This window comes from Arthrobacter sp. 2RAF22 (assembly GCF_052115325.1).
GTDB lineage: Bacteria > Actinomycetota > Actinomycetes > Actinomycetales > Micrococcaceae > Arthrobacter.
The window spans coordinates 88,279-100,335 of record NZ_JBFRGL010000006.1 but is presented as its reverse complement, the minus strand read 5'-3'; the positions used below and the strand labels follow the sequence as shown (position 1 = coordinate 100,335).

Annotated in this window: 14 protein-coding genes; 6 read left to right on the top strand and 8 right to left on the bottom strand. The window is 64.8% G+C overall.

Annotated elements, in window-relative coordinates:
- Window positions 1–37 precede the first annotated feature (37 nt).
- The 3 genes from AB4068_RS07380 to AB4068_RS07370 all read right to left on the bottom strand — a co-directional run bounded on the left by AB4068_RS07380 (window position 38) and on the right by AB4068_RS07370 (window position 2,546).
- Window positions 38–709 carry a hypothetical protein gene (locus AB4068_RS07380; RefSeq protein WP_059388726.1) on the bottom strand — a complete coding sequence of 224 codons (672 nt, stop codon included), beginning with the start codon at window positions 707–709 and terminating at the stop codon, window positions 38–40.
- Window positions 710–845: 136 nt separating this feature from the next.
- The gene (locus AB4068_RS07375; protein WP_441433035.1) at window positions 846–1,892 is read right to left on the bottom strand and encodes a Gfo/Idh/MocA family protein; all 1,047 of its coding nucleotides are present in this window, start codon (window positions 1,890–1,892) and stop codon (window positions 846–848) included.
- Window positions 1,893–1,934: 42 nt separating this feature from the next.
- Window positions 1,935–2,546 carry a TetR/AcrR family transcriptional regulator gene (locus AB4068_RS07370; protein ID WP_059390272.1) on the bottom strand — a complete coding sequence of 204 codons (612 nt, stop codon included), beginning with the start codon at window positions 2,544–2,546 and terminating at the stop codon, window positions 1,935–1,937.
- Between the two features lie 123 nt (window positions 2,547–2,669).
- On the opposite strand from AB4068_RS07370, the gene AB4068_RS07365 reads away from it, so the two are divergent.
- From AB4068_RS07365 to AB4068_RS07355, 3 genes are all read left to right on the top strand, one after another.
- The gene (locus AB4068_RS07365) at window positions 2,670–3,233 is read left to right on the top strand and encodes an NAD(P)H-dependent oxidoreductase (protein ID WP_306963624.1); all 564 of its coding nucleotides are present in this window, start codon (window positions 2,670–2,672) and stop codon (window positions 3,231–3,233) included.
- Window positions 3,234–3,313: 80 nt separating this feature from the next.
- Window positions 3,314–3,712, top strand: coding sequence for a DUF1801 domain-containing protein (locus tag AB4068_RS07360; RefSeq protein WP_441433034.1), 399 nt, complete (start codon window positions 3,314–3,316; stop codon window positions 3,710–3,712).
- 486 nt (window positions 3,713–4,198) lie between these two features.
- Entirely contained in the window at window positions 4,199–4,585 is a 387-nt protein-coding gene (locus AB4068_RS07355) for a GerMN domain-containing protein (protein WP_441433033.1), read from the top strand.
- A gap of 9 nt (window positions 4,586–4,594) precedes the next feature.
- Here the strand turns inward: AB4068_RS07355 and AB4068_RS07350 are convergent, their stop codons facing one another.
- Complete coding sequence (locus tag AB4068_RS07350; RefSeq protein ID WP_441433032.1) at window positions 4,595–5,422, bottom strand: isocitrate lyase/PEP mutase family protein; 828 nt, start codon at window positions 5,420–5,422, stop codon at window positions 4,595–4,597.
- A gap of 114 nt (window positions 5,423–5,536) precedes the next feature.
- Between AB4068_RS07350 and AB4068_RS07345 the strand changes: the two genes are divergently transcribed.
- From AB4068_RS07345 to AB4068_RS07335, 3 genes are all read left to right on the top strand, one after another.
- The gene (locus tag AB4068_RS07345) at window positions 5,537–6,844 is read left to right on the top strand and encodes an aminotransferase-like domain-containing protein (RefSeq protein WP_441433031.1); all 1,308 of its coding nucleotides are present in this window, start codon (window positions 5,537–5,539) and stop codon (window positions 6,842–6,844) included.
- Window positions 6,841–7,269: a universal stress protein gene (locus AB4068_RS07340; protein WP_059388730.1), complete on the top strand. Its 429-nt coding sequence runs from the start codon at window positions 6,841–6,843 to the stop codon at window positions 7,267–7,269. Before AB4068_RS07345 ends, AB4068_RS07340 begins: the two co-directional genes overlap by 4 nt.
- A gap of 154 nt (window positions 7,270–7,423) precedes the next feature.
- Entirely contained in the window at window positions 7,424–7,762 is a 339-nt protein-coding gene (locus AB4068_RS07335; protein ID WP_113990649.1) for a hypothetical protein, read from the top strand.
- Here AB4068_RS07335 and AB4068_RS07330 read toward each other — a convergent pair.
- The 4 genes from AB4068_RS07330 to pdhA are packed head-to-tail and all read right to left on the bottom strand — an operon-like array spanning window position 7,759 to window position 12,054.
- A complete protein-coding gene (locus tag AB4068_RS07330) occupies window positions 7,759–8,223 on the bottom strand; it encodes a phosphatase PAP2 family protein (protein ID WP_441433030.1) in 465 nt (154 codons plus the stop codon). The two genes, AB4068_RS07335 and AB4068_RS07330, sit on opposite strands and share 4 nt — an antisense overlap.
- Entirely contained in the window at window positions 8,216–9,808 is a 1,593-nt protein-coding gene (locus AB4068_RS07325; protein ID WP_441433029.1) for a dihydrolipoamide acetyltransferase family protein, read from the bottom strand. The genes AB4068_RS07330 and AB4068_RS07325 overlap by 8 nt, the downstream gene beginning before the upstream one ends.
- 57 nt (window positions 9,809–9,865) lie before the next feature.
- A complete protein-coding gene (locus AB4068_RS07320; protein WP_441433028.1) occupies window positions 9,866–10,846 on the bottom strand; it encodes an alpha-ketoacid dehydrogenase subunit beta in 981 nt (326 codons plus the stop codon).
- Window positions 10,846–12,054 carry a pyruvate dehydrogenase (acetyl-transferring) E1 component subunit alpha gene (gene pdhA / locus AB4068_RS07315; RefSeq protein ID WP_441433027.1) on the bottom strand — a complete coding sequence of 403 codons (1,209 nt, stop codon included), beginning with the start codon at window positions 12,052–12,054 and terminating at the stop codon, window positions 10,846–10,848. Before pdhA ends, AB4068_RS07320 begins: the two co-directional genes overlap by 1 nt.
- Window positions 12,055–12,057 lie beyond the last annotated feature (3 nt).

The window sequence follows — 12,057 nt, the reverse complement described above, 5'->3', positions numbered from 1 at the left end:
AGCCAAGGAGCCCCGCCGTTCAAGCGTAGCCGCAGTGTTACGGGCTGACAGAATCGGACGGCACGTGCACCGGTGCGGTCGGCACGTGGGACGGCACAGCCGGGACGGCCGGTACAGCAGGAACGGCCGGTGCAGACGGCACGGCGGGAACAGCCGGTACGGCCGGCACTGCGGCGTTTCCATCGGCGTCGGCCTTGGCGGAAGCAGATCCGTCAGCGTTCAGGCCGGCGGCCTTGCCTTCGCTCACGACGGTGGCGCAGTGTGCGTTGACGTTGGCCTCGCCGCCAGCGGCGACTACCAGTGAGGAGTAACCGGGTACCTTGGCGTCAGCCTTCAGGCCGCCGTTGAGGAGGGCGGTGCAGAGGCCGAATGCCTCAGGCGAGGTGGCTTTGGCTGAAGCGGCTGCCGCTGCGGCCTTGGACTTTGCGTCGTCGACGGCGTCCGTGGCCTTGGACTTGGCATCGGCAGCGGCGTCAGTTGCCTTGGACGTTGCCGTCTGGGACGCGTCGGCAGTCTTGGACAGCGCGGACTCGGCTGCTTTGGACGCTACCGGAGCCGGGGCGCCGAGCAGCTCGTGGGCGCTCTTCTGCAGATCGTTGGGAAGTGCTCCGTTGAAGGCTGCGACGCCGGTTCCGCCGACCGCTACAGCTCCGGCAGCGAGGACGCCGGCGGCGATTTTGCTAGTGGCAAGGACAGTGAACAAGGACATGAAACCCTCCGACAAACGTTTTGGGACTACTCCGGCAGCGGCTTTGTCGCTACTGGATGATCAGTGCGGACGTTGCCCACACTCCCCTTACATCGCTGGCGGTCCCGTCGAAGTTACGCCCTTATCCAAAAAACTTTCAGGCGAGTGTCCGGGCCCGCTCAATCAGCTTGAGTACCTCGACTGGCCCGGCCGGATCCACGGGGAGCGGCAAAGCGGAGGCGGCACCGCCGTCGGCGATCTTCTCCGCAAGGATCCGGTAGAACTCCTGGTAGGCGCCGCGCTCGGTGGGTACCGTGGTCCGCACACCGTCGATTTCCAGGGTGCCGTAGTGGTGCGGATCGTCGACGCCGTAGGCGCCATCGGTGGGCAGGCCGCCCGCCACGATGAACGGTTCCTGGGGGTCGATTCCGAACTTCACGAATCCACCCTTGCTCCCCAGGATGCGGAAGCGCGGTGCGTGAAGCTGGCTGTTGACGTTCATGGCGACGTGGCTGAGCACTCCGGAAGCGTGTTGAAGGACCAGGAAGACGTCGTCGTCGGCTTTCTCCCGCGGCCTTCGGGCAAGGATTTCGGCATGGATGACTTCGGCGGGACCGAACATCTGGAGGGCAAGGTCAAGCAGGTGGGTTCCCAGGTCGAAGAGCAGCCCACCGCCGTCGTCGGCCGTGGCGCCGGCCTTCCACGCCTTGCTGATTTCGGGCGCCCACCGTTCCATTGACGCCTCGCAGCGCATCACGTCGCCCAGCGTCCCGGCGTCGAGCAGCTTCTTCACGGTGAGGGCGTCGCCGTCCCAGCGGCGGTTTTGGTAGACGGTGAGCACACGGCCCAGCTTCGCGGCCAACTCGATCAGCTCCTGCCCCTGCGCGCTGGTCACCGCGAACGGCTTGTCGACGACGACGTCGAGCCCGGCTACCAGCGCGGCTTTCGTGAGCGGGTGATGGGTCGCAGGCGGCGTGCCGAGCACCACGAGGTCGAGGTCACCGGCAAGCGCCAAGACGTCTTCCGGACTGTCCACGACCCTCGTGCCGGGATACCGTTCCTGCGCTTTGGCCTTACGGCCCGCGTCCGAAGTGGCGATGACGTCGAGGGAATACGCGGGATTGGCTGCGATAAACGGCGCGTGAAAGACGCTGCCGGAAAGGCCAAAGCCTACGACGGCGGTACGGATCGGTGTGTGGGTCATGCCGCTACGCTACCGGGCGAAGATGGCCCGGCGAAGGTTATGTCAGCAGTCTTTCAGTAGGCGAGTGACGAGCTCGCGCCACGACGCAGCCAGGCGTTCCGGCGCAACTCCGTGAACTCGGAGGGAATGGAGCATGCGCTCGGGATCCAGGGTGGCGCCGAGGGAAAGAGCCAGAAGCCAAGGATCGCTGTCCAGGCCCGCTTCCCGCAACAGCATCTCGATGTGCCGGTGCCACAACACCACCGGCGGGGCGTCGTGCCGGTTTTGCGGGGAATGTTCCGCCGCGGCACGGGCCAGCTCGCCGTACTCTTCGACATATTTGATACGCGCTTCGCCGAAGGCGATGAGGCGCTCGAGCGGGGGCGCTCCCGGGCCCAGGGGCGGCGGACCGAAGATGAACTCGCGCTGGAATTCCGCCTCGGCGTCGCTCAGGAGGGTCATCATGAGTCCGGCCCTGCTGCCGAAACGGCGGAAGACCGTTCCCTTCCCGACGTCGGCCCGGCACGCGAGCATGTCCATCGTGACGGCGTCCACTCCGTGTTCGGCCACGAGATCCCTGGCAGCTTGAAGGAGCCGTTCGCGGTTACGCGCGGCGTCGCTGCGCTCCGGCGGCGTCCCGAAAGGCGAACCGGGCCGGATGGGGATGAGGCTCACAGAAACATTCTAGCCTTGGGAATATTAAGCGGACCGTAGTCCGTTTAGAATCTACGAAGGCAGCAAAAGCCTCCAAAACCGAGCGCCGGCGGCACCGTCCGCGGCCCGACCCAAGGAGTTCCCATGTCCAAGAACACCGTTCTCGCCCTTGTTGGCAGCCTCCGCGCCGATTCCCACAACCGCAAGCTCGCCGAAGCCATCCAGCTCAACGCCCCGGAAAACGTCGAAGTACAGATCCACGGCTCCCTCGGCAACATCCCGTTCTACAACGAAGACATCGACGTCGAAGGCCAGGTTCCGGCCGAAGCCGCAGCCCTCCGCGCTGCCGCCGCCGAAGCAGACGCCATCCTGCTCGTCACACCGGAGCACAACGGCACCATGCCGGCGTCGCTCAAGAACGCCATCGACTGGCTGTCCCGCCCGTTCGGCGCCGGCGCGCTGGCAGGCAAGCCGACCGCCGTCGTCGGTACCGCCTTTGGCCAGTTTGGCGGCGTCTGGGCACAGGACGAGGCCCGCAAGGCCGCTGGCATCGCCGGAGCCAAGGTCCTCGAGGACGTCAAGCTTGCCGTTCCCGGCTCCATGATCCGCTTTGCTGAACTGCACCCGAAGGACGACGCCGAAGTTGTCGAGCAGATCAAGGGCATCTTCGAGCCGTTGACCGCCGTCCAGGAAGACGTCGCAGCCTAGTTCCCCCGCTCGCCGCGAGAACGCCCCCGTCCAGCCGTTGAGGCGTGGGCGGGGGCGTTCTTTGTCGATACGATGGCGGCATGGCCGATTACAACCGCCATCCCGACGTCGATGCCTACCTTGAGGCCCTCCCGGACTGGCAGCGCGCCATCGGAGAGCAACTACGCGATCTCATCCACGAAGCCGAGCCTGAAATCGTCGAAACGATCAAGCGCCGCACCCGGCCCTACTTCGTCCTCAAGGGCAACGTTTGCGCGTTGCTCGCAGCCAAGGACCACGTCAACCTGTTCCTCTACGACGGTGCGATTGTTCCCGACCCGGACAACATCATCACATCGGGTCACGACAACAAGACCGCCCGCATGATCACCTTCCACCAGCACGGGCCGATTCCCCGCGCGCCCCTCATCACCATGCTGCGGCAGATCGCGGCGAACAACCGTGCCGGCGGTTGGCGGAAGATCAAGGGAACGGACTAGCCGGACCTCGCTTCGGAACGGAAGCGCGTCGCCGCGCCGCTACCATTCCGTGACTGAGCTGAGGCCGAACCGTCATGGACGGAGCGGCCCACACCCGATCGGCCAGCCGTAACGTTGAGTTACAGGCACCAGGAGTGATCAGGGCAAAGCGCGGGGGCTTTCATGCGGGTCGGACGCGGCGTGAAATGCACGACGACGGCGGTCGCCGCGCTGTGCCTATCCCTCGCGCCCTGCCTGGCTGGCTGCGCTTCCCCCGGCGGCACCGATCCGGGCGGCTCACTCTCCACACAACCGGCCTCACCGGGCTCCGTCCAGGTGACGCAGGAGCCGGTAGCTGGCCCGATTCCCATGCCCCTCCCGGCGCCTCCCCCGTATATCAACCCGCCGCCGGCGGCTCCGCGGCCGACCGCTGCGAGCCCGCAGGCGCCCATAGCAGCGCCGGTTCCCGCGCCCCTCCCGACCGCCGGAGAAGCGACTGGGACTTTCGTGTATTTCGTGGCAATCGGCGACGGCGGCAGCCGCGGCGTGCGGTTCGGCTGTGACGACAGCCTCGTGGCCGTCCACGTCACCACCCCTCCCGGCAGCGACCGCTTGGCAGGGGCAATGGCGCAGTTGCTGGCGCCCGACGGCACCGCGTCCCGGGCAGGTTTGTACAACGCGCTCTCGGGTTCCGCGCTGCGCTACGTTTCGGGCTACCTCGACGGCACCACCGCCGTCGTGAACCTGAGCGGTTCACTTCGCCCTGGAGGCGTGTGCGACAACCCGCGGATCGAGACTCAGCTGGCGCAAACCGCGGTGGCGGCTACGGGAGCATCCCAGGCAGCGATCTACATCGACGGGAATGCCCTGGCGGACGTCCTGAGTCTGCGCTGAGGTGGCCAGTCACTCGAAGAGCGCATCCATATCTGCGTAGCTCCGGCTTCCGGCGAGGCCCGACCAGTTCCCGTCGCCAAGAACTTCCATGGCCAGCCTGGAGACCTTCGCGTAGGCCGCCCTGGCAGTACTGCCGCCGATGCTGATCCGCCGCACGCCGACGTCGTGCAGTTCTCCGGGCGACGGCGAACCCAAGCCGGCCAACGCATTGAGCGGTACGCCGATCCGCCGGGAAAGTTCGTGCAGGACATGGAGGTCCGCCAAGCCGGGCACGAATATTCCGTCCGCCCCTGCCCGCTGATAGGCATCCGCCCGGCGCAGCGTTTCCTCATATGCAGTGTCCGGGAACTTTCCAGACCAAAAAGTGTCCGTTCGCGCATTGATGAACAGCCGGACGCCCGCGTCCTCGGCAGTCTGCCTGATCAGCGCGATGCGCCTGGACTGTTCAGTGATCTCGCTCAACGGCTGGTCCGCCGAGTCCTCGATGTTGATCCCGACGGCGCCCGCGTCCAGCACCGCTCGAACCGTGGCCTGGAGTTCTTCGTCTGCGCGTCCGTACCCGGTCTCGATATCCGCGGTCACGGGCAAGCGGGTGGCCTTCGCTATCCGGGCGAGCGCCTCCATTGCGAGGTGCCGCGGAAGGTGGTCCCCGTCCCGGTACCCCAGGCTCCAGGAGACAGCCGAGCTGGAAGTCGCCACCGCCGTCGCGCCCGCTTCCTCGACCATCCGCGCAGACGCGGCATCCCACGCATTAACCAGCACCAACGGCGCATGCGGCACGGCATGGAGCTCGTGGAAGCGGGGGGCCTTGGATTCGAGTTCGGGGTGCGTCGTCATTGCTCTATTCCAGCCTTCCTCTGTCCGGACGTAAAGCGCTTCGCACCGCGAATCCAAAAAATGGGATGAAACATCCGTTGCCCAATTGGCAACTCCGGGGAGTATCCTTTCCATGTGACCCACGAAACATTGGATGCCGGGCCTGAATTGCCCGCGGAAGCAATCGACGCAATAGAGCGAGCAGCAACTGCCGCACACCGCCACGAGGAACTTTTCTCGGAGCGCGCCGCCAACATCAAGCAGTCCGCTGTGCGTGACGTCTTCGACATTTCAATGCGGCCGGGACTCGTGTCCCTCGCTGGCGGAAACCCCTATCTGCAGTCCCTGCCCCTCGAGAAGCTCGGCCAGACCGCGGCCCGCATCATCGCGGAAGAAGGCATGACGGCACTGCAGTACGGCGGCGGTCAGGGCACCGAGGAACTGCGTACCCAGATCTGCGAGATCATGGCCGCGGAGGGCATCATGGACGCCCGCCCGGAGAACGTGGTGATCACCGCCGGTTCCCAGTCGGCCCAGGATGTCGCCACGAAAGTCTTCTGCAATCCTGGCGACGTCGTCCTCGTGGAAAACCCCACCTACGTGGGTGCCCTGAACACCTTCGAGGCCTACCAGGTCCAGGTTGAGACCGTGGACATGGACGACGACGGCTTGGTTCCGGAGCTCCTCGAAGCCAAGATCGCTGAGCTTCAGGCCGAGGGCAAGACCATCAAGTTCCTCTACACGATCCCCAACTTCAACAACCCCTCCGGCATCACGCTTGCTCCGGCGAGGCGTCAGCGCATTGTCGATATATGCCGCAATGCGAATATTCTGGTGCTCGAAGACAACCCTTACGGTCTTTTGCGCTTCGACGGCAAGCCGTTGGAACCAATGCGTGCCGCGAATGAGCAAGACGTCATCTACATGGGCTCGTTCTCCAAGATCTTTGCCCCGGGACTGCGCATCGGGTGGGCCCTGGTACCCGAGCACTTGCAGCGGCGCTTCTACCTGGCTTCGGAAGCCGTGACCCTATGCCCTCCCACCCTGAACCAGATGATTATCTCCGCATATCTTCGGGACTACGACTGGCGCGGGCAGATTGACACCTACCGGGCCCTGTACGAGGAACGCTGCAATGCCCTGCTGGTGGCGCTGGAAGAGCACATGCCTTCCGGGCTCAGCTGGACCAGGCCCGAGGGCGGCTTCTTCGTCTGGGTCACTTTGCCCGACGGCGTCGACACGTATCCGCTGCTCAAGAGGGCAATCGCGGCGGGGGTCGTGTTCATCCCCGGCGCGGCGTTCACGCACTCGGACGAACCATCCAACAAACTGAGGTTGGCTTTCAGCGCAGTGCCACCGGAGTCCATCGCCGAAGGTGTCCGCCGATTGGCGCCGGTTTTGCAAGAAGCCATTGATGTCATCAGCAAAGGAGCAGATATATGAGCGGAATAGTCCTCGTCGGAGTCGACGGCAGCGTAACAGCGAGAAGGGCCGCCGATTCGGCAAAGAATTTGGCGACCGCACTGGGCGCGGAACTCCGCGTCATCACCGCTTTTGAAGGCGCCCACGTGGAGGTCGTCGAAAGCGGAGGGGACAAGTGGATTCTCTCCGACGCCGACGCCGCGGAGAAGGTCGCCAGCAAAGTCGCCGCAGAACTCGCCTCCGAGCAATTGACCACCAGCTACGGGGCCGTCTTCGGCAAAGCCGGAGAGGCCTTGGTCAAGGAAGCCGAACGAGTGGGTGCCCAAGTGATCGTGGTCGGTAACCGCCGTATGCAGGGACTGGCGAGGGTTCTCGGCAGCGTTGCGAACACGGTGGCGCACAACGCGCCGTGCGACGTCTACATTGCCAAGACGGACGAACCGTAGGGAACACGCCGACCCTGGACTTTGACGGGGATCACGCGTTGTGGTGGGCGGTCTCACCCCGATTTTGGCCGTGCGGCTAGGATGCCGCCGATAAAATTGAAGTGGCCCCCAAGGGCGCGAGCCGCCCATCACATCAACCCGTAGGGGATCCCTTTTGCTTACTCTGCAGCCGCGCCAACGCGTCGGACACGACATTCTGCTCGCCCGCCATGGCAACCACATCAGTTCCATGCGCTTCGACCGGGCGAATGACCGCATCGTGGCACTTCTCGACGACGGCTCGGTAGACAGCGCCCCGAACATGATCTCCCCGTTGCTCCAGATGCCGGAGACGTTCCGCAGCATCCTTCGCTCCGACTGGAAATTGTTGCTTGTGGTTGCTTCCGCGATGCTCGCCGTCGGAGCCCTGGCGATGGTGCTGTCATTCGGAATGATCGGCAGCATGAGCGATCAGCAACTGCGCGACCTCGCGCTCAGCTACACGTCCTACTAGGCCGCGGAAATTGCCGAGGCATGGCCGCTGATTTTCCACACGAGGCTGACTGCGGCCAACACCGTGATGCCGCCAATCAGTGCAAGGATCATCGCTGAGACGCTCGTCGGGGCGTGGATGAGATTGAGGGCCACCAGCCCCACGACCACGGACACGAGCGCAAGCATCAGCAACGGCGCCCGCTCCTTGCGATCACTGACGTGGTGGTCGCTGAGTTTGCCGAGCCGCACCATGAGCAGGATGTAGGCCAGCGGCAGCACGCAGACAAAGAGCGCCGCCAGGACACCGAACCATATCGTGCCCGGGAAGCCTGGTTCCACCGCAGGGCTCAGGAGCAGCAGGACGGATACGACGGCGGGCGGCTGGAAGACTTCCGTCAGGACCCTGGCAACGCGGTGCCGCTCTCCCCTAACGCCGCGCTGCCCGCGCCGCCCGTCCTTGATGCCGCGATGCTCAGTCAAGCAGCAGGGCAGGTTCTTCGAGGATGGATGCTACGTCGGCCATGAAACGGGCAGAGAGGTCGCCGTCCACCACGCGGTGGTCGAACGAACCGCCAAGCGTTGTGATCCAGCGGGGGATGACCTCGCCGTCGAGCACCCACGGCTTTTGCTTGATGGTGCCGAACGCGACGATTGCCACCTCACCGGGGTTGATAATAGGCGTTCCGGTGTCGATGCCCAGGGCGCCGATGTTCGTGATGGTCAGCGAGCCGCCCTGCATCTGCGACGGCTGGGTCTTGCCGGCGCGTGCCGTGCTGGCAAGCTCATTGAGGGCGAGGGCCAGTTCCTTGAGGGAAAGATCCTGGGCATCCTTGATGTTCGGAACCATAAGCCCTCGCGGCGTCGCCGCGGCAATGCCCAGGTTCATGTAGTGCTTGACGTGGATCTCCGCGTTTCCGTTGCCATCGGCGTTCTCCACCCAGGTCGCGTTAACGCTCGGATTGCGCGCCGCGGCCCAAATCACAGCCTTCGAGAGGATCAGCAGCGGCGATACTTTGATTCCCTCAAAGTCCCTGGAGGCCTTGAGCCGCTTGACGAATTCCATGGTGCGGCTGGCATCCACGTCAACGAAGATACTCACGTGCGGCGCCGTGAACGCCGACTCCACCATGGCCTTGGCAGTGGCCTTGCGGACGCCCTTGACCGGGATCCGTTCCACTCGCTGATCCTGCGGCTTCTTGGACGCACCCCAGAACTTGTCTGCTTGGTCCACCTCGGCATCGCGCTGCGACTGGTAGCTGACCAGATCCTCACGGGTCACTTCGCCGCGGGCTCCGGTGGGAACGACGTCGGCCAGGTCAATCCCAAGTTCACGGGCGATCTTGCGCACGGGCGGCTTGGCCAGCACCCGGTTGACGAGGCCACTGACCGTTGCACCGATGCCGGTGAGACCCGGCGCCTGGTTTGCGGATGTCTGGCTTGCGGATGTCTGGCTTGCGGTTGCGGGCTGTTGTGCGGCAACGGGCGGCAGGGCCGGAGCGCTGGGCTCTGCCACTCGCTCGACGGCGGTCTCGACGGCGGCGGGTGCCGCGCTCGGCGCCGCGGCGGGTACCGAAGCAGCACCTTCCGGGCGCTTGCGCGGGCGGCGCTTGACCGCGTCGGCCTTGGGACCGGAGCCAACCAGCGGGCCGCCGGCCGGACCGCCGTCGGACGTTCCGGCGTCGTCGGGCAACTTGCCGTACATCGAGGCTTCGAAGACCTGTTCCGCTGCAGGCGCGGCGGGGGGCGTCGCGGCGGCGGGCGGAGCCGCAGGCTGCTCGGCGAGCGGCGCGGCGGGCGCTGACGCGGGCGCGGTGTCACCCGGCGCATTGTCCGAAATTCCGATAATCGCCGTCCCTACTTCAACCGTGATGCCTTCGGCAACGAGCAATTCCGCCACGGTGCCGGCATACGGGGAGGGCAATTCCACGAGGGACTTGGCGGTCTCGATCTCGCAGATGACGTCGTTGATGGCCACGGTATCGCCGGGCTTGACCTTCCAGGAGACGATTTCCGCCTCGGTCAGGCCTTCGCCGACATCCGGCAGGTTGAATTTCTTAACAGTCACTTAGGTCCTCGATCTCGGCTGGCCCGTCCGCGTGGCGGCGGGTGCAATCAGGGGCGGCTAGTAGGCCAGGGAACGGTCCAGGGCTTCGAGGATCTTGTCGATGTCCGGCAAGTAGTCCTCTTCCACCTTCGCCACGGGATATGGCATGTGGAAACCGCCCACGCGGATGACCGGAGCCTCCAGGTGCAGGAAAGCACGCTCACTGATCCGCGCAGCGATCTCGCCGCCGATCCCTCCGAACGTCGGTGCCTCGTGGGCAACGATCAAGCGGCCGGTCTTCTTGACGGAAGCCGTGACAGTGTCGAAGTCGATGGGCGAAATCGAGCGCAGGTCGATCACTTCGATGCTGTGCCCGTCCTCTTCCGCGGCCGCTGCTGCGGCCAGCGCGACCGGTACCAGCGGCCCGTACGCCACGATGGTGGCGTCGGAACCTTCGCGCAGGACGTGCGCTTGGAAGGGGTCCGAAGCCAATCCGACGTTCTCGGTATCCACCTCGCCCTTGAGCCAGTAGCGGCGCTTGGGCTCGAAGAAGATGACCGGGTCCGTGCAGTCAACGGCCTGCTGGATCATCCAGTAGGCGTCGTGGGCGTTGGACGGGGTGATGATGCGCAAGCCGGCGGTGTGGGCGAACAGTGCTTCCGGTGATTCCGAGTGATGTTCGATCGAGCCGATACCGCCACCGTAAGGAATGCGGATGACTACGGGGACAGTCAACTTGCCGCCGCTGCGGGAGTGCATCTTGGCCAATTGGGTGGTGATCTGGTTGAACCCGGGGAACACAAAACCGTCGAACTGGATTTCGCAGATGGGACGGTAGCCGCGCAAGGCGAGGCCAATAGCCGTGCCGACGATGCCGGACTCAGCCAGTGGAGTATCCACCACCCGGTCTGCGCCGAACTCCCTGATGAGTCCGTCGGTCACGCGATAGACGCCGCCCAGCGGGCCGATGTCTTCGCCCATGAGCAAGGACTTCGGGTTATTGGTGAGCGAGGCACGCAGGCCTTCGTTGATGGCCTTGGCAATGGTCATAGTGGTCATCAGTTGCCTGCCCCCTCTTCCTCGTTGCCTTCGAATCCGGCGGAGTATTCCTCGAACCAAGCAAGTTCCTCGGCCACCAAGGGGTGCGGCTCGGCATAGACACCCGCGAATGACTCGCGGAAGTTGGGACCCTGCAGGCCTTGCGTGGTGCTGCGGACGTGAGCGGCGAGCTTGTCGCCGTCGACCCTGACTTGCTCAAAGAAAGCTTCGTCGGCGAGGCCCTCGTTGCGGAGGTACTTCTCAAGACGATCCAAGGGATCCTTGCCCCGCCATGAAATCTCCTCGGCGGATTCGCGGTACTTGGTGGGGTCGTCCGCCGTCGTGTGGGCACCAACGCGATACGTGTATGCCTCAATGAGCACCGGACCACGGCCTTCCCGTGCGTGCTCAAGCGCCCACTCGGTGACCGCATGGACTGCGATGACATCGTTGCCGTCAACGCGGATGCCCGGGAAGCCGTATCCCCTGGCCCGGTTGAACAGCGGAACCTTGGTCTGGACCTCGGTAGGGACGGAGATGGCCCAGTGGTTGTTCTGGCAGAAGAACACCACGGGAGCATTGTAGGAAGCCGCGAAGACCATGGATTCGTGGACGTCGCCTTCGGAGCTGGCACCGTCGCCGAAGTAGGCCACCACAGCAGCCTTCGGGTCGTTGGAACCATTGGCTTCCGCAAGCTTCTGGTCGCGCTGGATTCCCATGGCGTAACCGACGGAGTGCAGCGTCTGGGCCGCAAGGACGAGGGTATAGAGATGGAAGTTGTTCTCGGTGGGATCCCAGCCACCATTCGAAATTCCGCGGAACAACTTGAGGAGCTCCGCCAGGTCCACATCGCGGGTCAATGCGACGCCGTGTTCCCGGTACGTGGGGAAGATGTAGTCCTGCCGTTGGGTAGCCCGCCCGGAACCGATCTGGGCGGCCTCCTGGCCGGTGAGGGGAACCCAAAGTGCCAGCTCGCCTTGGCGCTGGAGTGCAGTGGCCTCCTGGTCGAAGCGGCGGACCTTGGCCATGTCGGCATAGAAGCCCCGGAGTTGCTCAGGATCAAGGCGCTTGGCGTAGTCCGAGAAGACTGGATCTGTCCCTAGCTTGCCGTCCGGCCCCAGCAGCTGGATCATCTCGGCAGCGGGATCGCTTGAAGCGCCTCCCGCAGGAGACTGCTGATCCAGTCCCGTTCCGTTGATCCCGGGGGTGGGCAATTGAGTTGCGCCCATTCC